17 protein-coding genes are annotated in these 20,125 nt (G+C 70.6%); 8 read left to right on the forward strand and 9 right to left on the reverse strand.

The features are described 5' to 3' along the window. Positions 1 to 82 precede the first annotated feature (82 nt). The 3 genes from HD593_RS19675 to HD593_RS19685 form a co-directional block, all read right to left on the reverse strand. Entirely contained in the window at positions 83 to 913 is an 831-nt protein-coding gene (locus HD593_RS19675) for an SDR family oxidoreductase (protein WP_185103531.1), read from the reverse strand. Positions 914 to 1,638: 725 nt separating this feature from the next. Then, a complete protein-coding gene (locus HD593_RS19680) occupies positions 1,639 to 2,142 on the reverse strand; it encodes a hypothetical protein (protein ID WP_185103532.1) in 504 nt (167 codons plus the stop codon). A 357-nt stretch (positions 2,143 to 2,499) separates the two neighbouring features. Beyond that, positions 2,500 to 3,591 carry a GNAT family N-acetyltransferase gene (locus HD593_RS19685; RefSeq protein WP_185103533.1) on the reverse strand — a complete coding sequence of 364 codons (1,092 nt, stop codon included), beginning with the start codon at positions 3,589 to 3,591 and terminating at the stop codon, positions 2,500 to 2,502. Positions 3,592 to 3,646: 55 nt separating this feature from the next. Between HD593_RS19685 and HD593_RS19690 the strand changes: the two genes are divergently transcribed. The 6 genes from HD593_RS19690 (at position 3,647) to dop (ending at position 12,958) form a co-directional block, all read left to right on the forward strand. Then, positions 3,647 to 4,498 (forward strand): tRNA (adenine-N1)-methyltransferase, encoded by an 852-nt coding sequence (locus tag HD593_RS19690; RefSeq protein ID WP_185103534.1) that lies wholly within the window; start codon positions 3,647 to 3,649, stop codon positions 4,496 to 4,498. Positions 4,499 to 4,702: 204 nt separating this feature from the next. Further along, complete coding sequence (arc, locus tag HD593_RS19695) at positions 4,703 to 6,466, forward strand: proteasome ATPase (RefSeq protein WP_185103535.1); 1,764 nt, start codon at positions 4,703 to 4,705, stop codon at positions 6,464 to 6,466. 160 nt (positions 6,467 to 6,626) lie between these two features. Next, positions 6,627 to 8,960: a carbamoyltransferase HypF gene (locus HD593_RS19700; protein ID WP_185103536.1), complete on the forward strand. Its 2,334-nt coding sequence runs from the start codon at positions 6,627 to 6,629 to the stop codon at positions 8,958 to 8,960. Between the two features lie 146 nt (positions 8,961 to 9,106). Then, positions 9,107 to 10,186 carry a pyridoxal-phosphate dependent enzyme gene (locus HD593_RS19705; RefSeq protein WP_185103537.1) on the forward strand — a complete coding sequence of 360 codons (1,080 nt, stop codon included), beginning with the start codon at positions 9,107 to 9,109 and terminating at the stop codon, positions 10,184 to 10,186. Positions 10,187 to 10,259: 73 nt separating this feature from the next. After that, positions 10,260 to 11,357 (forward strand): acyltransferase family protein, encoded by a 1,098-nt coding sequence (locus HD593_RS19710; RefSeq protein WP_221524837.1) that lies wholly within the window; start codon positions 10,260 to 10,262, stop codon positions 11,355 to 11,357. 86 nt (positions 11,358 to 11,443) lie between these two features. Then, positions 11,444 to 12,958, forward strand: a complete 1,515-nt coding sequence (dop, locus tag HD593_RS19715) for a depupylase/deamidase Dop (RefSeq protein WP_221524838.1) — start codon at positions 11,444 to 11,446, stop codon at positions 12,956 to 12,958. A 31-nt stretch (positions 12,959 to 12,989) separates the two neighbouring features. Here dop and HD593_RS19720 read toward each other — a convergent pair whose 3' ends face one another. Next, entirely contained in the window at positions 12,990 to 13,397 is a 408-nt protein-coding gene (locus tag HD593_RS19720; RefSeq protein WP_185103539.1) for a hypothetical protein, read from the reverse strand. 145 nt (positions 13,398 to 13,542) lie between these two features. Between HD593_RS19720 and HD593_RS19725 the strand changes: the two genes are divergently transcribed. After that, positions 13,543 to 13,752 carry a ubiquitin-like protein Pup gene (locus HD593_RS19725; RefSeq protein WP_148031422.1) on the forward strand — a complete coding sequence of 70 codons (210 nt, stop codon included), beginning with the start codon at positions 13,543 to 13,545 and terminating at the stop codon, positions 13,750 to 13,752. 101 nt (positions 13,753 to 13,853) lie between these two features. On the opposite strand, the gene HD593_RS19730 is transcribed toward HD593_RS19725, so the two are convergent. Genes HD593_RS19730 through HD593_RS19750 form a run of 5 tightly spaced genes read right to left on the reverse strand, consistent with a single transcriptional unit; the run spans position 13,854 to position 19,045 of the window. After that, a complete protein-coding gene (locus HD593_RS19730) occupies positions 13,854 to 14,894 on the reverse strand; it encodes a DNA polymerase IV (protein WP_185103540.1) in 1,041 nt (346 codons plus the stop codon). Between the two features lie 21 nt (positions 14,895 to 14,915). Then, a complete protein-coding gene (locus HD593_RS63465; RefSeq protein WP_185103541.1) occupies positions 14,916 to 15,965 on the reverse strand; it encodes an ABC transporter ATP-binding protein in 1,050 nt (349 codons plus the stop codon). After that, on the reverse strand, positions 15,962 to 16,780 hold the full coding sequence (locus HD593_RS19740) for a carbohydrate ABC transporter permease (protein ID WP_185103542.1): 819 nt from the start codon (positions 16,778 to 16,780) through the stop codon (positions 15,962 to 15,964). Before HD593_RS19740 ends, HD593_RS63465 begins: the two co-directional genes overlap by 4 nt. Beyond that, positions 16,777 to 17,703: a carbohydrate ABC transporter permease gene (locus tag HD593_RS19745; protein ID WP_185103543.1), complete on the reverse strand. Its 927-nt coding sequence runs from the start codon at positions 17,701 to 17,703 to the stop codon at positions 16,777 to 16,779. Before HD593_RS19745 ends, HD593_RS19740 begins: the two co-directional genes overlap by 4 nt. Beyond that, complete coding sequence (locus HD593_RS19750) at positions 17,678 to 19,045, reverse strand: extracellular solute-binding protein (protein ID WP_185103544.1); 1,368 nt, start codon at positions 19,043 to 19,045, stop codon at positions 17,678 to 17,680. The genes HD593_RS19745 and HD593_RS19750 overlap by 26 nt, the downstream gene beginning before the upstream one ends. Before the next feature lie 226 nt (positions 19,046 to 19,271). On the opposite strand from HD593_RS19750, the gene prcB reads away from it, so the two are divergent. Beyond that, entirely contained in the window at positions 19,272 to 20,120 is an 849-nt protein-coding gene (gene prcB, locus HD593_RS19755; RefSeq protein WP_185103545.1) for a proteasome subunit beta, read from the forward strand. The last annotated feature ends 5 nt before the right edge of the window (positions 20,121 to 20,125 follow it).

The following is a 20,125-nucleotide window of genomic DNA, read 5'->3' on the forward strand; positions in this document are numbered from 1 at the left end:
GCCCGCGTCCCAGGGGTTCGGGCGCGGGCGGTCGCATGGGAAGCGGCCACGCGCGCAGGTTTTCGTGCCGGCGGCTGGTGGTTCAGGCAGTGGGCGTGGCCAGGAATTCGCGGGCGCCCCTGAGCCGGGTCGCGAGCCGGTGCTGGGTCGCCGAGCAGTCCAGCCGCAGCTCCAGCGGCCCCGGCACCCCGGAACCGGCCCGGAGCCCGGTGCGGAGGCGAGCCGGATCGAGACCGTCCCGGCGGGCGATGAGCACCCCCAGCTCGTACCGGCTCACCGCGTCTGCCCCCGCCACGTGCAGCACCCCGGACAACCCCAGCACCGCCGCCTCCATAAGCGCCGCCGCCAGATCGCAGACGTGCACGGGACACCGCACGTCATCCGTGAACAGCACCCCCTCACCCGCCCCCGACGCCAGCGACCGCACCAGCGTCTCGTGCCCCGACCGCCCGTGCCCGAGTATCAGGGACGTCCTGGCGATCGCGGCATCCGGCAGCATCGCCCGCACGGCCGTCTCCGCCGCCGCCTTGGCCGCCCCGTACGGGGTGATCGGATCGGGCGGGCACGTCTCGTCGTACCGGTCCGCGGCCCCGGAGAAGACCACGTCGCTGGAGACCTGCACCAGCCGCCCGCCCACGCCCGCCACCCCCGCCGCCACGTGCGCGGCGCCGTCCGCCGTCGTCGCCCAGCCGGCCTGACGGTACGCGGCGTTGATCGTCACCTCCGGCCGGAACGCGTCGATCACGGCGGCCACGTCCCGTCTCTCCCGCACGTCCATGCGCAGCCACGTCGCCTGCGCCGGGTCTCCCGGCCGGGTGAGGTACGTGGCTCCCACGTCGTGGCCCGCGGCGGCGCAGCGCCGTACGAGCTCGCTGCCGAGGAACCCGCTCCCGCCCACGATGAGCACTCTCACGACCGGTCACGCTACCGGAGCGGGCTCAGGAGCATGGAAGGTGATCGCTTACTCCCGTTCGCGCGGCACATTAAGGCGAAAGTGCGACAAAAGCCGTGAAGGGTGCTTGTGTGGGGCGGAAGTGGGGTGCCGCGCGTGTTCTCCGAGCCGGCCGAGAATTGCTGGCGGGTGAGGCGTATTGAGGGTGAGGCGTATTGAGGGTGAGGCGTATCGAGGGCAAGGCGTGTAGGCGAGGAGGGCAGGGCGGCGACGCGGGTGGGCAGGCAGGCGTAACGGCGCGACGACGCGGGCGGCGAACGCACGCGGTGACGCGAGCAGGGCTGCGACGCCCGCGGGGCTGCGACGCGAGGGGGCGGTGAGGCCGGCGGGGCGGCGGCGCGAGCGGGGCGGTGACGCTAGCGGGGCGGCGGCGCGAGCGGGGCGGTGGCGCTAGCGGGGCGGCGGAGAGGGGCGGCCGGTGGAGGCGCCGACGCCGACCTTGCCGCGGGCAAGGCCTGGAACGGGGCTTCCGGCGGGGGTGCGGGTGGCGGGGGAGGAGACCGTGGAGGTTGTATTCCGCCTAATCGTGAAATGGCAGGCAATATCTCGCCTAATCCGTTAAATCGTGAAGATCCTTCGGAAAGCGAGAGAGCGGAATCGCGCCCGTAAACGAGAGAGGCGCCCTCAAGGGCCCCGCGTACCGGCCATCCCATTCCCGGGATCCGGCCCGCCTCGAAGCCCTGAGATCACGGCGGCACCGGTCGGAAAGCCCGTACGCCCCGCAACAGCCGCACCGCCGACTCGCACCCGCTGGCCGCCTCAAGCGCCCGCCCCGCCGCCGTCGCGAACCGCCCCAGCAGATGCTCGTCACCATCGCAGAACCCCCGCCCCGCGACCCACACGAACGTGTGGTCCCGCGCCACCACCGGCACCGGCGTGGCCAGGAACCCCGGCTCGCCCATCGAGACGTCCGGCGGCAGCCGCACCGTCTCGCAGGACGCGGCCAGTTCCTTCAGCACCCCCGACTCGTCCAGCCACCGCCGCAGGCGCAGCGGGTCGCCGGGTGGTGTGTGCACGTGCATCGGGCACGCCTCCTGCCGGAGCGCGTCCACCCGGACGAACCCGGCATAGGCGGTGCCCGCGACGGCGGCGGCGGTGCGCGCCAGCCGGTCGGTCAGCTCCGCGGACTGTAGGCAGGAGAACGCGGAGAGGAGTTCGCGCATGGCGACGTCGACACGGTTGTATGGCATCGCGAGATCCCCTCGGAGGCGGAGGGGGCGAGATCGCGCAGCCCGATCGCGCGAAACTCGCCTGGCGGGTGCCCTGACTATCGCCCTCGACGCGGCCCTTGACTACCCCTCAACAGGAAATCAGGATTTTTGCCAATTTCGGACCGGTCGTCCGGTCCCGCCGCAACATCGCCGTGATCCCCTGACAGGTCACAGCAAGCCCACGGCCATCACAGCGCCCCAGCGGGGTCCTCCAGACCCGAGAACGGGCACCCGCCCCACCCTGCGCCCGGCAGCTCGGCGCCTTGCTGGGCGCAGCCGCCGCGCGCCACACCGGCCAGAGCCGTCCGGCGCCACATCGGCCACAGCCGCCCCACGCTAGGCCGGGCGCAGCCGTGCCCACTGGACGTCGTCGGCCCGCGTGCCGTCCGGCCGCGGCAGCAGCTTCCGGTGCACGCCCTCCCGGCGGAACCCCGCCCGTTCCAGCACCGCGTGCGAGGCCGCGTTGCCGACGTCGGTGCCCGCCACGATCCGGTGCAGGGCCGTGCGCGCGAACGCCCACCCCACCACCAGCTCCACCGCCCGCGTCATGAAGCCCCGCCCGCGGAAGCCCGGCAGCAGCGAGTAGCCGATCATGGCCTGCCCCAGCACCGGCGCCACCTGCATGAGCTGGATGTGCCCGGCGAAGGCTCCCGAGCCCGCGTCCCTGACCGCCATCTCCGCCCGCTGCCCCGACAGCCACCAGTACCCGGTGTACCGGCAGCGCCGGTAGGCGTCCTCCAGCGAGGCCGGCGGCGTCACCGAGTACGCCGCCACGCTCGGCTCGGCCAGCATCGCGTGGTAGTCGGCGGCGTCACCGGGCGCCATCGGCGTCAGCCGCACCACCCCGTCGTCCAGCGCCCCGCCCTCCAGCAGAGGCAGGTACGGCTCCACCGCCGGCGCCGCCTCCCCCCGGAGCCTGGCGAACACCACATAATCGGCGAAGCGCCCGTCGCGCAGCCGCTTGGCCTCCCGCCGCAGCCCCTCCTCGCGGAACCCCGCCCGGTACGCGGCCCGCAGGCTCGCCACGTTCTCCACCTCGGCCTGCAGCTCCACCCTGCGAACCCCGTGATCGAGCGCCCAGTCGGTCACCGCCCGCGCCGCCGTCGACGCCACGCCCCTGCCCCTGGCCCACGGCGCCACCATGAACCCCGCGCCCGACACGCCCCAGTGATCCGGCGCCGACAGCCAGACCAGCCCGGCGAACCGCCCGCCCTCCGTGATCGCGAACTGCGCGCCGCCGCCCTCCCAGACCGCCGCCGACCGGCGTACGTAGCCGAGGGCGTCGTCCATCTCGTACGGCTGCGGCAGCAACGGCATGAACCGGGCCGTCACCGGATCGTCACACATCTTCACCACCGCCTCGGCGTCGCCCTCGGCCGGAGGCCGCAGGATCAGAGCGCCGGAGGAGATCACGTCGCGCGGGAGCATCCCCCATTGATATCGCGCGTCCTGGCGCGCTCAAAAGCCCTATAACCTTGCCGCCATGGGTTTCCGCAGGCATGGGCCATTCCAGGCGGGGGATCAGGTGCAGCTCACCGACCCCAAGAACAAGCGCCACACGATCACGCTCAAGGAGGACGGCGTCTTCCACACCCACAAGGGCGCCATCCCGCACAGCGAGCTGATCGGGCAGCCTGAAGGCTCCGTCGTGCGCTCCTCCGGCGGCACCCAGTACCTCGCCTTCCGCCACCTCCTCCAGGACTACACGCTCGCCATGCCGCGCGGCGCGGCCGTCATCTACCCCAAGGACGCGTCGATGATCGTCGGCATGGCCGACATCTTCCCCGGCGCCCGCGTCATCGAGGCCGGCGTCGGCTCCGGTGCCCTGACCTGCTTCCTGCTGCGCGCCGTCGGCCCCGAGGGGCACGTCACGTCCTACGAGCGGCGCGAGGAGTTCGCCGACGTGGCGCGCAAGAACGTGCAGAAGTTCTTCGCCGACCCCATGGACGACAACTGGCGCCTGGTCGTCGGCGACCTGGTCGCCTCCATCGACGAGGTCGACGTCGACCGCGTCATCCTCGACATGCTCGCCCCCTGGGAGTGCGTCGACGCCGCCGCGAAGGCGCTCACGCCCGGGGGCGTGATCTGCTGCTACGTGGCCACGACGACGCAGATGTCCAAGACGGTCGAGGCGATTCGCGATCACGGGTGTTTCACCGAGCCGCATGCGTGGGAGACCCTGGTTCGCGACTGGCATGTCGAGGGGCTCGCCGTGCGGCCCGATCACCGGATGATCGGCCACACCGGGTTCCTCGTCAGCGCCCGGCGCATGGCCGACGGCGTGACTCCGCCGCCGCGCCGTCGACGACCGAAGGGGACCACTGAAGAACTATGACAATTTGGCCACGAGGGTGCGTTGGTGCGTGACACGGGAACAGATCGCCGTGTTCATATGCTGGGAGTATTAAACGCACTATTGGGGATTATTCAACGAATACTGAATGTCACTCTACGAACACTGCCCGGCCAGGTTACGGAGGGGCCCGAGATAGGTAAGGTCCTTAGTAGTCGCCCTCGACTGGGAAGGAGGTGACGGGGCGTGGCAGCTCGCGATGATGCTGAGGCTCGAGCCGCGCAGCGCGAACGGGAGGTCGCTGATCTTTCAACACAGGTCTCCTTCCTCCAGGAGGAGATCACCGCGCTGAGGCGGAAGCTGGCCGAGTCACCCCGTCAGGCCAGGGTCCTCGAAGAGCGTCTCCATGAGGCACAGGCGAACCTCGCGGCCGTGACCGGCCAGAACGAGCGTCTGGTGGCAACCCTCAAGGAGGCCAGGGACCAAATCGTCGCACTCAAGGAGGAGGTCGACCGGCTGGCGCAGCCGCCATCCGGCTTCGGCACCTTCCTCGAGGCCAGAGAAGACGGCACGATCGAGGTGTTCACCGGAGGGCGCAAGCTCCGCGTGAACGTCAGCCCGGCCGTCGACGTCGACTCGCTGAGGCGTGGCCAGGAGGTCATGCTCAACGAGGCGCTCAACGTGGTCGAGGCACTCGGCTACGAAGAGGTCGGCGAGATCGTGATGCTCAAGGAACTGCTCGACGAGGGCAAGCGGGCCCTGGTCATCTCGCACGCCGACGAAGAGCGCGTCGTGCGACTGGCCGAATCGCTGGTCGGCCAGCCCATCAGGGCCGGCGACTCGCTCCTGCTCGAACCTCGCTCCGGCTATGTCTACGAGCGCATACCCAAGTCCGAAGTCGAAGAGCTCGTCCTGGAAGAGGTCCCCGACATCTCCTACGAGGAGATCGGCGGCCTCATGCGGCAGATCGAGCAGATCAGGGACGCCATCGAGCTGCCCTACCTGCACTCCGACCTGTTCCGCGAGCACAAGCTCCGTCCCCCCAAGGGCGTCCTGCTGTACGGGCCGCCCGGATGCGGCAAGACGCTCATCGCCAAGGCCGTCGCCAACTCCCTGGCCAAGCAGGTCGCGGAGAAGACCGGCCAGTCCGGCAAGAGCTTCTTCCTCAACATCAAGGGCCCGGAGCTGCTCAACAAGTACGTCGGCGAGACCGAGCGGCACATCCGCCTGGTCTTCCAGCGGGCCCGCGAGAAGGCCTCAGAGGGCACCCCGGTGATCGTGTTCTTCGACGAGATGGACTCGATCTTCCGCACCCGAGGCTCCGGCGTGTCCTCCGACGTGGAGAACACCATCGTCCCCCAGCTGCTGTCGGAGATCGACGGCGTCGAGGGCCTGGAGAACGTCATCGTCATCGGCGCCTCCAACCGCGAGGACATGATCGACCCGGCGATCCTGCGGCCCGGCCGCCTGGACGTCAAGATCAAGATCGAGCGGCCGGACGCCGAGGCGGCCAAGGACATCTTCTCCAAGTACCTCGTCTCCGACCTGCCCCTGCACCCCGATGACCTGACGGAGCACTCCGGCTCCCGCGAGGCCACCATCCAGGGCATGATCCAGAGCGTCGTCGAGCGCATGTACACCGAGAGCGAAGAGAACCGCTTCCTCGAGGTGACCTACGCCAACGGCGACAAGGAAGTCCTCTACTTCAAGGACTTCAACTCCGGCGCGATGATCCAGAACATCGTCGACCGGGGCAAGAAGATGGCCATCAAGCAGTTCCTCGAAAGCGGCCAGAAGGGCCTGCGGGTGCAGCACCTGCTCACGGCCTGCGTGGACGAGTTCTCCGAGAACGAGGACCTGCCCAACACCACCAACCCCGACGACTGGGCCCGCATCTCCGGCAAGAAGGGCGAGCGGATCGTCTACATCCGCACGCTCGTCTCCGGCAAGCAGGGCACCGAAGCCGGCCGGTCCATCGACACCGTCGCCAACACCGGCCAGTACCTGTAAAACCCCTGGACGGCAGGGCCGAGCGGGACTCCCCGCCCGGCCCTGCCGCCTGTCCGCCACCCGCCCGCTCCTGCCGTAACGGACAGTGAACGCGCGCTGAACGCGCGGCGACACGGCGGATACGCATGCACGTCACCCCGATGAGGCGCACACTGGCCCTGTGACCACGCTCAAACGGGTAGACGTGCACGTCGAAGGCCTCGTCCAAGGGGTCGGCTTCCGGCCCTTCGTCTACTCTCTCGCCAACCGGCTCGGCCTCGCCGGGCGCGTGCACAACGACGTCAACGGCGTGCACATCGAGGTCGAAGGAGCACACGCCGGCGTCGAGGAGTTCCTCACCGCGCTCGAACGCGACGCCCCCGCCCTGTCCGCCATCGAACGCGTCACCGTCGTCAGCGGCGAACCCGCCGGCCACCGCGGCTTCACCATCGCCACCGGCGACCCCGCCGGACCCCGCCGCGCCCTCGTCTCCGCCGACACCGCCACCTGCGACGACTGCCTGCGCGAACTCGCCGACCCCGCCGACCGCCGCCACCGCTACCCGTTCATCAACTGCGCCGGCTGCGGCCCCCGCTTCACCGTCGTCCGCGGCGCCCCCGGCGACCGGCCCATGACCACCATGGCCGCCTTCGGCATGTGCGACGACTGCGCCCGCGAGTACCACGACCCCGCCGGCCGCCGCCATCTCGCCCAGGCCACCTGCTGCCCCGCCTGCGGGCCCCGGCTGCGCCTGCGCGACCCGCGCGGCACCGAACTGTGCGGCGACCCCATCGCCTGCGCCGCCGCCCTCCTGCGCGCCGGACACGTCGTCGCCGTCAAGGGCCTCGGCGGCTACCACCTCGCCGTCACCGCCTCCGACGAACGCGCCGCCGCCGCCCTGCGCGGCCGAAAGCACCGAGAGGAAAAACCGTTCGCGGTCATGGCCGCCGACCTCGCCCAGGCCCGCCTGCTCGCCGAGATCGACGACACCGCCGCCGCGCTCCTCACCGGCCGCGCCCGCCCCATCGTGCTGCTGCCCCGCCGCGACAGCGCCCCCACCGGCGCCTCCTCTGGTGCCCCCCTCGGCGCCCCGACCGGCGCCGCCACCGGCGTCCCGACCGGCGGCCTCGCCGTCGCACCTTCCGTCGCGCCCGGTTACCGCAGCCTCGGCCTCATGCTGCCCTACACCGCCCTGCACCACCTCCTGCTCGCGGAACTCGCCGAACCGATCGTCCTGACCGGCGGCAACGTCTCCGACGAACCCATCGCGTACGAGGACGACGACGCGCTCATCCGCCTCGGCGGCATCGCCGACGCCTTCCTCACCCACGACCGCGCCATCCACCAGCGCACCGACGACTCCGTCATCCGCCCCCTGCCGGGCGCCATCACCATGCTGCGCCGCGCCCGCGGCCACGCCCCCGAACCGCTCGCCCTGCGCCGCCCCGTCCCCAGGCCCGTCCTCGCCTGCGGCGCCGAGCTCAAGAGCACCTTCTGCCTGGCCCAGGGACGGCGCGCGTTCGTCTCCCAGCACCTCGGCGACCTCGAGAACCACGACACCCTGCGCACCTTCGTCGAAGGCATCGACCACTACTGCGGCCTGTTCGGCATCCACCCCGAGGTCGTCGCCCACGACCTGCACCCCGGCTACCTGTCCACCAGGCACGCCCTCGAGATCACCGGCGTCGAACACGTCGGCGTTCAGCACCACCACGCCCACATCGCCGCCTGCCTCGCCGACAACGGCGACCCGGGACCCGTGATCGGCGTCGCCTTCGACGGGCTCGGCCACGGCACCGACGGCACCCTGTGGGGCGGCGAGTTCCTCCGCGCCGACCTGGCCGGCTACGAACGCCTCGGCCACCTCGCCCAGATCCCCATGCCCGGCGGCGCCGCCGCCGTCAGGCAGCCCTGGCGCATGACCGCCGCCTACCTCCGCGACGACCACCCCGGGCTCGACGTCGCCCGGCGCAACGCCGGACGCTGGGCCGATGCCGTCCACCTCGCCGCCACCGGGCTCGACTCGCCGCTCACCTCCAGCGCCGGCCTCCTGTTCGACGCCGTCTCCGCGCTGCTCGGCATCCGCGACAAGATCACGTACGAGGGGCAGGCCGCCATCGAACTCGAACAGCGCGCCGACCCCGCCGAGACCGGCGCCTACCCCGCCGCCCTCACCACCACCTCCGGCCCGCTGATCGTCGAAGCCGGCGACCTCGTCCGCGCCGCCGCCGACGACCTCACCGCCGGCACCGACCCCGGCGTCATCGCCGGCCGCTTCCACAACGGCGTCGCCGCCGCCATCACCCGCACCTGCGTCGCCCTCAGGCAGGCCACCGGCCTGACCGCCGTCGCCCTCTCGGGCGCCGTCTTCCAGAACGCCCTCCTCCTCGACCGCACCGTCCAACGGCTCCGCGCGGCCGGCTTCCGCGTCCTCAAACACGTCCGCGTCCCACCCAACGACGGCGGCCTCAGCCTCGGCCAGGCCGCCATCGCCGCCGCCCAGGACCACACATAGCAGCCGCCCGGGCTCGCTGCGGCGGCCCGCCCGTGTGCCGGGGCGAGGCGGCCCGCTCGCCCGCGTGGGACCGGCGGGCCGGCCTCGGCGTGGCGATTCGGTGGGCGTCCCCGGTGTGCGGGCGGGGCGCGCCTAGCATGGCGATCATGGAATACCTCAACCCGGGCCGGGCGCCGTACACCGAGCACGACCGTGCGCTCATCGGCGTCGAGCACGCCCGCCAGGCCCGTGCCCGGTTCGCCCGCCACCCCGACTACCGGCCCACCCCCGTCCACGCGATCCCCGGCCTGGGCGGAGCCGGGACCGCCTTCGTCAAGGACGAGAGCGGCCGCATGGGGCTGGGCAGCTTCAAGGCGCTCGGCGGCGCGTACGCCGTGCACCTGCTCGCCGAACGCGACGGCGGCGGCGCGCCGTTCGTGTGCGCCAGCGCCGGCAACCACGGTATCTCCGTCGCCGCCGGCGCGGCGGAGGTAGGGGTGCCGTGCGTCGTCTACCTCAGCGAAGGCGTGCCCGAGCCGTTCGCGCAGCGGCTGCGCGCGCTCGGCGCCGAGGTGCGGCGCGCCGGGCACGACTACGAGGCGAGCATGACCGCCGCCATGGCCGCCGCCCAGGAGCACGGCTGGCGGCTCGTGGCCGACAGTTCGTGGGACGGCTACACCGGCGTCCCCCTGGACGTCATGCGCGGTTACAGCGTCCTGTTCGATGAAATGTCCGACCCCGGCGCGTTCCCGCCCTCAGCGGAGCCCACAGGTGCGTACGGCGGGCACGAGGAGGCGGGGCCCACACACGTGTTCGTGCAGGCGGGCGTCGGCGGGCTCGCCGCCGCGGCGGCCGGTTACATACGTGACCGGTGGGGCGAGCACCCCAGGATCGTCGTCGTCGAACCGGACGGCGCGCCCTGCCTCATCGCCAGCGCCCGCGCCGGCGAGCCCGTCCGCGTCAGCGGCCACCCCACCACCCTCGGCAGGCTCGACTGCCGCGAGCCCTCCCTCCTGGCCCACCGGCTGCTGTCCCACCTCGCCGACCTGTACGTCACCATCACCGACGAGCAGGCCGCCGCCGCCACCCGCCTGCTCGCCGCCCACGGCGTCGCCCTGTCCGGCTGCGGCGCCGCCGGCGCCGCCGGGCTGCTCGCCCTCACCCCCGCCGCCCGCGACCGGCTCGGCCTCGGCCGCGCCGCACGCGTGTTGCTCGTGGGAACGGAGGGTCCAGTGGAACCAAAGTGATCAGAGTGACGTCAAAGGTGGCGTGCAACCACCCAACCGGTCCCGATCCAGACACGCCCGGGGAGACGGCCGGTTGGCCGAGCTCGACCTGCTGCGCTTCCTCGCCGCCCTCGCCGTCGTCGCCTTCCACTACCTGGTCGCCTACGCCTCCGTCTGGGGAGACCGGCCGGCCGAGCTGTTCCCCGCGTTAGCCCCCATCGCGGGGCTCGGCATCCTCGGCGTCGAGCTGTTCTTCATCATCAGCGGCTTCGTCATCCTCATGACCGTGTGGGGCCGTGGCCTCGGCGCGTTCGCCCGCTCCCGGCTCGTCCGCCTCTACCCCGCCTACTGGCTCAGCCTGGCCGCCATCGCCGCCCTGTACGGCCTCACCGGCGCCAAGGCGCTGGACCCAAAACTTTCCCCAGGTGAATACCTGCTGAACGCCAGCATGTTCCAGCGGCTGTTCAAGGTCACCGACGCCAGCGGCGTCTACTGGTCGCTCTGGGCAGAGCTCCGCTTCTACCTGCTGATCGCCATCCTCGTGATCATCGGCGTCACGCGCGGGCGCGTCCTGACCTTCTGCGGCATCTGGCTCGCCGCCGCCCTCGGCGTCAAACTCCTCGAGGACAACGACATCGCCGTGCCCGAGCTCGTCCGCGAGATCGTCATGCCCGACTACGCCGGGTACTTCGTCGCCGGCATGGCCCTCTACCTCGTCCACAAGCACCGCGGCGGGTGGCTGCCCTGGCTCTGGATCGCCGTCTCCTACGGGCTTTCCCTCCACTCGGCCCTCGGCCGCGTGGGCCGCCGCATCGACGCCGCCGGGTTCAAGAACATGCCCGTCACGGACCTCAGCGTGATCATCACCCTCACACTGATCTTCGCCGTGATGATCCTCATGGCGCTCGGCGTGCTGCGGATGCGATCCTCCCGGACGCTCACCGCGCTCGGCGGCACGACATACCCGCTTTACCTGTTCCATAGCGTCATCGCCGTGGCCCTCATCCCGCTGCTCACCGGGCACCTGCCCCCCTGGGCGGTCGCCACGATCACGACACTGGTGTCGATTCTCGTGTCGTATCTCGTCTACTCCTTTGCCGAACGCCCCATCCAGCGGCTACTCAAGCCCCGCAGATCCACACAAACCCCATCAGGTCCGGCCGTACAGATGGAAAAGACGTCGGTGCCATAACTCTGTGGCCCTGGGGCACTGTGAAGGGCATAGGCTCGGGCATATAAACGGCGGATAGACAGACCCGGACGAACAGAGGGTGTTGCATGACGGTGCGTCGGGTGATGGGCATCGAGACCGAGTACGGCATCTCCGTACCCGGCCAGCCAGGCGCCAACGCGATGGTGACCTCCTCACAGGTCGTGAACGCCTACCTGGCCGCCTCGGCGGCCCGCGCGCGCAGAGCACGATGGGACTTCGAGGAGGAGAACCCGCTCCGCGACGCGCGCGGCTTCGACCTGGCCAGGGAAGTGGCCGACCCCACCCAGCTCACCGACGAGGATCTCGGCCTGGCCAACGTCATCCTCACCAACGGAGCCAGGCTCTACGTCGACCACGCCCACCCCGAATACAGCTCGCCCGAATGCACCAACCCCCGGGCGGCCGTCATCTGGGACAAGGCCGGCGAACGAGTGATGTACGACGCCGCCACCCGCGCGTCCGCCATCCCCTCCAACGCCCCCATCCAGCTCTACAAGAACAACACCGACGCCAAGGGCGCCTCCTACGGCTGCCACGAGAACTACCTCATGCGGCGTGCCACCCCCTTCGCCGACATCGTCAGGCACCTCACCCCCTTCTTCGTCTCCCGCCAGGTCGTCACCGGCGCCGGCAAGGTCGGCATCGGCCAGGACTCCCGCGGCGAAGGCTTCCAGATCAGCCAGCGAGCCGACTTCTTCGAGGTCGAGGTGGGCCTCGAGACCACGCTCAAGCGGCCCATCATCAACACCCGCGACGAGCCGCACGCCGACCCGGAGAAGTACCGCCGCCTCCACGTGATCATCGGCGACGCCAACATGTCCGAGATCTCCACATATCTGAAGCTCGGCACCACGGCCCTCGTCCTCGCCATGATCGAAGAAGGCTTCCTCACCCGCGACCTCGCCGTCGAGAACCCGGTCCAGGCCCTGCGCGCCGTCTCCCACGACCCGAGCTGCCGCTACGAGATCGCCATGCGCGACGGCCGCAAGCTCACCGCAGTGCAGCTCCAGATGGAGTACCTCGAACAAGCCCGCAAGTACGTCGAGGAGCGCGGCACCGCCCAGGACGAGATGAACAAGGACATCCTCGATCGCTGGGAATCCGTCCTCACCCGCCTCGCCGAGGACCCCATGCAGCTCGCCCGCGAACTCGACTGGGTCGCCAAACTGGAGCTCCTCGAGGGCTACCGCAGCCGCGACGGCCTCGCCTGGTCCCACCCACGCCTGCAGCTCGTCGACCTGCAGTACTCCGACATCCGGCCCGACCGGGGCCTCTACAACCGCCTCGTCGCCCGCGGGCGCATGCAGCGGCTCGTCACCGAGGAAGAGGTCCAGCGCGCCGTCGAGAACCCGCCCAGCGACACCCGCGCCTACTTCCGCGGCCGCTGCCTGCGCCAGTACAGCGAATCCGTCGCCGCCGCCTCCTGGGACTCCGTCATCTTCGACATCCCCGGACGCGAATCGCTCCAGCGCGTCCCCACCCTCGAACCGCTCCGCGGCACCAAGGCCCACGTCGGCGAGCTCTTCGACCGGTGCAAGACCGCCGCGGAGCTCGTCTCCGCGCTCACCGGCGGCGAATGACCATCTCTGACCGGCGGTAGGGGCCGGCCCCTCAGAGGAACAGGCCGATTCCCAGCATCAGCGTGCCCGCCGCCAGGCAGACGCCGCCCGCCACCGTCAGGTAGATCAGCTTGCTCGGCTTCGTGTCGCGCGGCCGCACCACCGACAGGAAGAACCCCAGCGGCATCAGGATCGGGGCCGCCACGATCAGCGTCCGCGTGACCGCCCGCAGCGCGTCCGGCAGGCCCGACTGGTCCACGTACAGCATCGCCACGAGGGCGAACAGCACCAGCACGCCCGCATGCGCGTGACCCGCCCGCCACAGGCCGCGGCGGACCGGGTTGTCCAGGTAGCCGGGGACGTTCTTCATCAGGAACGACAGCAGCGTCACGCCGCCGTAGGCCACCCCGGGGACTGTGATGAGGAGCACACCCGCGGTGCTCAGGGACGAAGGGGACATCTGAACCTCCTGTAGGTACGGGGATTCATTGTTAGATAGGATTGCTATCTAGTCAAGCGGGCAAGATCGCAGGGCGTTCGGCGCGAAATGTCGGCTCGTTCGGGGAAGATATGCCTAGAGGCAGTCCCCCAAGCGGAGGTAGGACATGGCAACCAAGGACACCGGCGGCCAGAAGCAGACCGGACGGCGCGAGTCCGAAGTCGAGGAGACCGAGGCGTCGGCGGCACCTGACGTTCAGGAGCGGCAGGAGAAGCTCACGGACGATGTCGATGCGATCCTGGACGAGATCGACGAAGTTCTCGAAGAGAACGCGGAGGAGTTCGTGCGCAGCTACGTCCAAAAGGGCGGAGAGTAAGTCAAAGAGACATTCGGGAGGGTGGAGCGGAGTTCTCGCGCGCATGCTCGCCCGTCAGGGCGGGCTCTGCGCCGTTCGCAGTGACCAGGTGGGGTGAGTGGTCAGCCCTCCGGCATCGTGTATTCGACGGCCACGCCGATGAGGCGGACGGGGTGGGTGAGGTCGTGGCGGTCGAGGATGCCGAGGGCGGTCCGGGTGACGAGGGCCGGGTCGGTGGTGGGGGCGGGCAGTTTTGACTGGCGGGTGCGGGTCAGGAACGGCGTGGTCCGGAGTTTGACGGACACGCGGGTGATCTCGCGGCCGGCGTCGACGGCGTCCTGGGTGACGTGTTCGGCGAGCGCGGTGAGGTGGCGGGTGAGCTCGGCTCTGTCGGTGAGGTCGCGGGGGAAGGTGGTTTCCCGGCTGTGGCCGCGGGCGATCCAGGGTGTGGTGACGACTTCGGCCTCGCCCTTGCCGAGGGCGAGGTAGCGGTACCAGGGGCCGTTGGTGGGGCCGAAGTGGCGGGCCAGCTCGGCGGGGTCGGCGGCGGCGAGTTCGGCGACGGTGTGCAGGCCGAGCGCGGCGAGTTTCTTGGAGATCCTGGCGCCGATGCCCCAGAGCGCGTCGGTGGGGCGATGGTTCATGGTCTCGGCCCAGTTGCCGGTGGTGAGGCGGTGGATTCCGGCGGGTTTGGCGAAGGCGGAGGCGAGCTTGGCCTGGTGCTTGTTGTCGCCGATGCCGATGGAGCAGTCGAGCCGGGTGCGGTCGCGTACGGCGCGCTGGAGGTCGGCGGCGAGGGCTTCCGGGTCGTCGGTGGTGGCGCCGAGGAAGGCTTCGTCCCAGCCCCAGACCTCGACGAGCACGGGGAACTCGCGCAGGACGGCCATGACGCGCTCTGAGGCGGCCTCGTAGGCGGGCGGGTCGCTGGGCAGGAAGACGGCGTCGGGGCAGCGCCTGAGAGCGGTGCGCAGGGGCATGCCGGAGTGGACGCCGTGCTCGCGGGCCTCGTAGGTGGCGGTGGCGGCGACCGTGCGCGGCTGGGTGGGGTCGCCCGTGCCGCCGACGACGACGGGCCTGCCGCGGAGCTCGGGATGGCGCAGCAGCTCGACCGCGGCGATGAACTGGTCGAGGTCGAGGTGCAGGGTCCAGTTCCTGGTGGCCATGTGTCCAGTATGGCGGGGGTCTCACGGGGTGGTGTGGAGGGTGCCGTCGCGGTAGAGGAGGGCGCGGCGGGGGGTGGCCCACGCGGGGGTGCCGAGGGACGGTTCCTCGCCTTCGGGGACGACGGCCTGGATGAGGGTGCCGGGGGCTTCGAGGGTGACGAGGGTGTGGGTGCCGAGGTTCTCCAGGACGGTGATGACGCCGGGGAACGCGCCGGGGCCTTCGGTGGCGGAGAGGGTCATGTATTCGGGGCGTACGCCGTAGGTGAGGTGGTCGCCGGCCGTGACGCCTTCGGGGAGGGGGAGGGTGGCGCCGGCGACGTGGAGCGCGGTGGTGGTGGCTCGGGCGGGGAGCAGGTTCATGGGGGTGGAGCCGATGAACGAGGCGACGAAGGTCGTGGCGGGGCGGTGGAAGATCTCGGCGGGGGTGGCGACCTGGATCATGCGGCCCTCGGACATGACGGCGATGCGGTCGGCGAGTGCGAGGGCTTCCGCCTGGTCGTGGGTGACGAAGACGGTGGTGACGGCGAGTTCGCGCTGGAGCCGCTTGAGGAACGTGCGGGCTTCGAGGCGGAGCCGGGCGTCCAGGTTGGACAGGGGCTCGTCGAAGAGGAAGGCGGTGGGATGGCAGGCGATGGCTCGGGCGAGCGCGACGCGTTGCTGCTGGCCGCCGGAGAGCTCGGCGGGGCGGCGGTGGAGGAGTTCGGTGAGGCTGAGCCGGGCGGCGACGCCGGCGGCCCTGGTGGTGCGTTCCGCGCGGGGGACCTTCCTGATGCGCAGGGGGTAGGCGATGTTGGTGGTGACGTCCATGTGGGGGAAGATCGCGTAGTCCTGGAAGACCATGGCGACGTCGCGGTCCCCTGGCGGGAGGCGGGTGACGTCCTTGCCGTTGATGCGGACGGTGCCGCCGGTGGGCGTCTCGAGCCCGGCGATGGTGCGCAGGAGGGTGGTCTTGCCGCAGCCGGAGGGGCCGAGGAGGGCGAAGAACTCGCCGTCGGCGATGGTGAGGTGGATGTCGTCGAGCGCGCGGACCCCGCCGGGGAAGACCTTGGTGAGGGCGTGCAGGGTGATCACCGTTTGATCCCTCCGTGGAAGCGGAAGCCGTAGCGCTGGGAGACGAAGAGGTACATGGCGACGACGGGGAGGGAGTAGAGCAGGGAGAAGGTGGAGATGAGGTCGAGCCTGGGCGCGCCGCCCTCGGTGTAGAGGGTGTAGAGGATGACCGAGCCGGGGGCCTTGGCGGGGTCTCTGAGCAGGATGAACTGGAAGAGGAAGCCGCCCCAGACGCTGGCGAGGGCCCAGACGGCGATGGTGGCCAGGCCGGGCCTGACGAGGGGGACGACGATGTGGCGCAGGATCTGCAGCGGGGTGGCGCCGAAGACGCGGGCGGACTCCTCGTAGGAGGTGGGGGTGTCGTCCATGAAGTCCTTGAGGATGAAGATGGCGGCGGGCAGGAGGCCGCCGGAGACGACGAGGATGACGCCGAGGTGGGTGTCGATGAGGTCGAGCCGGGTGGCGAGTTCGAAGATGGGCACCATGGCGGCGGTGCCGGTGACGACGGACGACAGCAGCAGGAGCAGGTAGAGGAGGACGTCGCGGCCGGGTACGCGGACGCGGGAGAGAGCGTAGGCGGCCAGCGCGGCGAGGACGACGACCAGGGCGGCGGCGCCCCCGCCCTGGATGAGGGAGTTGCGGATGGAGCCGAGGGCGTAGGGGTTGTCGAGGATGGCGGCGAAGTTGCGCAGGGTGAACTCGGGGATGGAGGTGGTGATGGCCGGGGTGTCGTCGAAGGGGGCGCTGGCCAGCCAGAGCATGGGGAGCGTGAAGAACGCCAGGACGACGGCGATGAAGACGGTGGCGGCGAGCCTGCCGACGGTGCGGCGGATCATGCGGGCGGCCCCGCGGCGGCGGTGATCTCCTGGTGGCGGCGCCGGCCGCGCAGGAGGCGCAGGTAGGCCAGGGCGAAGACCAGGTTGATGAGCAGGATGAGGAAGGAGATGGCGGCTCCGGCGCCGAGCTGGCCGTCTCTGAGCGCGACGCGGTAGACGTACACGGGCAGGATCTCCGAGCGGCCTTCCGGGCCGCCGCCGGTGAGGACGAACGGCGTGAAGTCGTTGAACGTCCACAGGCTGATGAGCAGCAGGTTCGTCAGGATGTGGCGGCGGATGCGCGGCAGGACGACGTCGCGGAGCTGCTGCGGGACGCTCGCGCCCGCGAGGCGGGCGGTCTCGAGGTGGGAGGGCGGCACGTTCTCGAGTGCGGCGGAGTAGAGCATCATGCTGAACGCCGTGCCGCGCCACACGTTGAAGACGATGATCGACAGCAGCGGGTGGTCGAGGAGCCAGGCGAAGCCGGGGGTGTGCAGAAGGGCGTTGAGGGTGCCGTCGTCGCGGTCGAGCAGGGCGAACCAGAGGAAGCCGACGACGGTGCTGGGCAGGATCCACGACAGCAGGACGACGCCTTCGACGGCACGGCGCAGGGGGCCGCCGCGGGTGCGCAGGACCCAGGCGAGGGCGAAACCGAGCCCGGCCTGCCCGATGACGGCCGAGCCGCCGACGTACAGGAGGGTCAGCCACAGGGAGGACAGGAAGCGGGGGTCGCCGAGGGCGCCGGTGTAGTTGTCGGTGCCGACGAGCTGCGGGTCGGCGGCGGCCAGGCCGGTGAGGCGGTAGTCGGTGAGGCCGAGGTAGATGGTCCACAGCGCGGGGAAGACGAGGAAGACGGCGATGAGGGCGAGGGCGGGCAGGACGAACGCGATCGCCCTGCCCTGGCCGAGCCCGGCGGCGTCAGCCGCTGATGTTGGCCGCGCCACCGACGATGTCCTCGAGTGCGCTCTGGTAGGCGGTGGCGGCCTCGTCGGCGGTTTTGCCGCTGACGACCGCCGCGGTGGCCTCCTGAAGGGCGGCGGAGACCTGCGGGTAGACGGCGACGCCCGGCCGGTAGGCGGTCAGGGGGAGCACCTCGTCGGCGATGTACTTGAGCATGGGGTCGGCGGTGAGCACCTCGTCGTTGACGTCGGCGCGGGCGCTGATGCGGACCTGCCCGGCGAGCTGTGACTTGGTGGCGGCGGCGGAGTGCATGAAGGCGAGCAGGTCCCAGGCGAGCCTGGGGTTCTTGGAGAACGGGTTGAGCACGCGTACGGCGCCGCCTGACATGCTGACGAAGTCCTGGCCGCGGATGCCGGCGCCGGGTTGCCTGGCGGGGATCTTGGCGTAGCCGACGGCCTGGTCGCGGTCCTTCATGGGGGCGACGCCGGCCTGGGGCTCGATGACGGAGCGCCAGAAGTAGTCGCTCTCGGCGAGGATGCCGATCTTGCCTTCCGCGAACTGGGCGAAGGACTTGTCGCGGCCCTTGGCCTCCTGCTGGAGTTTGGGGTCGCCGAGGCCGCTGCCGCCGTAGATCTGCTGGTAGAGGCCGAGGGCGTCCTTGAGTGGCTGCGCGGCCCCGGTCCACTTGCCGGCGCTGTAGATCTCGGCTCCGGCGCCGGCGAGGAGGGGGAGGAGGCCCTGCATGGTGGTGGCCTCGCCCATGGCGGTGCCGGCGTTGAGCTGGACGGGGGTGGGGACGCCGGCGGCCTTGAGCTTCGTGCCGGCGTCGACGATGTCCTGCCAGCTCGTGGGCTGCCAGGTGGCGGGCAGGCCGGCCTTGGTGAAGAGGGTCTTGTTGTAGAACAGGACGCGGCCGTCGGTGCCCTGCGGCAGGCCGTACTTCTTGCCGTCGAAGATGCCGAGGCCCTGCACGGCCTGGGGGATCTGGGCCCAGCCCTCCCACTGCTCGACGGTGGCGCCGCCGACCTCGGTGAGCGGCTTGATGTAGCCCGCCTGGGCGAACTCGCCGACCCAGATGCCGTCGAGGTCGATCACGTCGGCGCCGGTCCTGGACTTGAGGTCGAGCGCGATCCTGGTCTTGTACTGCTCGTCGTCCACGCCGCTGCCCTGGAACAGGACCTTGACGTTGGGGTGGGTCCTCTCGAACTCCGGGATCACCCACTGCTTGATCCACTGGGCGGACTCGGCGTTCTTGCCGCCTTCGATGGAGTTGGCGGCGATGGTGAGGGTGACGCTGCCTTTGCCGGAGCCGCCGCCGGTGCCGCAGGAGGTGAGGGCGAGTGCGGCGATGATCCCGATCAGCGCGGGTCGGCTGGGGAGTCGCATTGTCGGCCTCCTGTTCAGGACGTGCAGACATACCGACAATCGCATGGGCCGTGGCGGCCGTAAAGGAACGATCTGAACACGGACCTTTGGCGCGTGAGGGGGCTTACAGGGCCTTTCCGGCGCTCTGTGGCGGGTGGTTCGCCGTGAGCTGATCGTGGGAAGTGCAGACAGCAACCCAACATGAGTAGGGTCGCCCTAGGAACACTGAACGTTTGGAGGGAGTCGCGTGGCATCGCACAGGGATCTGCCCGTCGGCTTGGTGAACCAGCTCTTCCAGAACACCGGAAGTTCCTCGTTCACAGAGTTTGTCGGCTCGTACGCGCCTGAGTTGCTGCCGCGGCGGGGTGAGGTGCTGGCCACGCCGATCGGTGACCAGGTTCCGCACGCGACCACGATCGTGGCCGCCACCTTCGCCGGTGGCGTGGTCATGGCGGGTGACCGGCGGGCGACCTCGGGCAACATCATCTCGCAGCGTGACGTGGAGAAGGTGTTCCGCGCCGACGACTACTCGTGCATGGGCATCGCGGGCACGGCCAGCACGGGCATCGAGTTCGCCCGGCTCTACCGGGTGGAGCTGGAGCACTACGAGAAGGTCGAGGGCCGGTCGATGTCGGTCCAGGGCAAGGCCAACCGGCTCGCCACCATGATCAGGGGCAACCTCGCCATGGCGATGCAGGGGCTGGTGGTGGTGCCGCTGTTCGCCGCCTACGACCCCGACAAGGACGAGGGGCGCATCTTCAGCTACGACGTGGCGGGCGGGCCGTACGAGCGGGAGAGGTTCGACGCGATCGGGTCCGGCTCGATCTTCGCGCGCGGGTCGCTGAAGAAGCTCTACCGCGACGGCGCGACGGCCGACGACATGGCGATGACGCTGATCCAGGCGCTGTACGACGCCGCCGACGACGACTCGGCGACCGGCGGGCCCGACGTGTCGAGGAAGATCTGGCCCATCGTGTCGGTGATCGACGCCGACGGCTTCCGCCGCCTGCCGGAGGAGGAGGTCTCCGGCTACGTCCAGCAGATGCTCGACGCCCGCCTGATCTCGCCCGACGGCCCCATCGCCCCGCTGCGCTAGAAAGG

Origin of the sequence: Nonomuraea rubra, from assembly GCF_014207985.1 — a bacterium.
In the GTDB taxonomy this organism is placed as follows: Bacteria; Actinomycetota; Actinomycetes; order Streptosporangiales; family Streptosporangiaceae; genus Nonomuraea; species Nonomuraea rubra.

What these genes read in the sequence shown, in the direction of transcription:
- HD593_RS19680 (WP_185103532.1), bottom strand. Translation starts at nt 2,142, where the DNA reads ATGCCATACAACCGTGTCGACGTCGCCATGCGCGAACTCCTCTCCGCG.
- HD593_RS19685 (WP_185103533.1), bottom strand. Translation starts at nt 3,591, where the DNA reads ATGCTCCCGCGCGACGTGATCTCCTCCGGCGCTCTGATCCTGCGGCCT.
- HD593_RS19690 (WP_185103534.1), top strand. Translation starts at nt 3,647, where the DNA reads ATGGGTTTCCGCAGGCATGGGCCATTCCAGGCGGGGGATCAGGTGCAG.
- HD593_RS19705 (WP_185103537.1), top strand. Translation starts at nt 9,107, where the DNA reads ATGGAATACCTCAACCCGGGCCGGGCGCCGTACACCGAGCACGACCGT.
- dop (WP_221524838.1), top strand. Translation starts at nt 11,444, where the DNA reads ATGACGGTGCGTCGGGTGATGGGCATCGAGACCGAGTACGGCATCTCC.
- HD593_RS19720 (WP_185103539.1), bottom strand. Translation starts at nt 13,397, where the DNA reads ATGTCCCCTTCGTCCCTGAGCACCGCGGGTGTGCTCCTCATCACAGTC.
- HD593_RS19725 (WP_148031422.1), top strand. Translation starts at nt 13,543, where the DNA reads ATGGCAACCAAGGACACCGGCGGCCAGAAGCAGACCGGACGGCGCGAG.
- HD593_RS19730 (WP_185103540.1), bottom strand. Translation starts at nt 14,894, where the DNA reads ATGGCCACCAGGAACTGGACCCTGCACCTCGACCTCGACCAGTTCATC.
- HD593_RS19740 (WP_185103542.1), bottom strand. Translation starts at nt 16,780, where the DNA reads ATGATCCGCCGCACCGTCGGCAGGCTCGCCGCCACCGTCTTCATCGCC.
- HD593_RS19750 (WP_185103544.1), bottom strand. Translation starts at nt 19,045, where the DNA reads ATGCGACTCCCCAGCCGACCCGCGCTGATCGGGATCATCGCCGCACTC.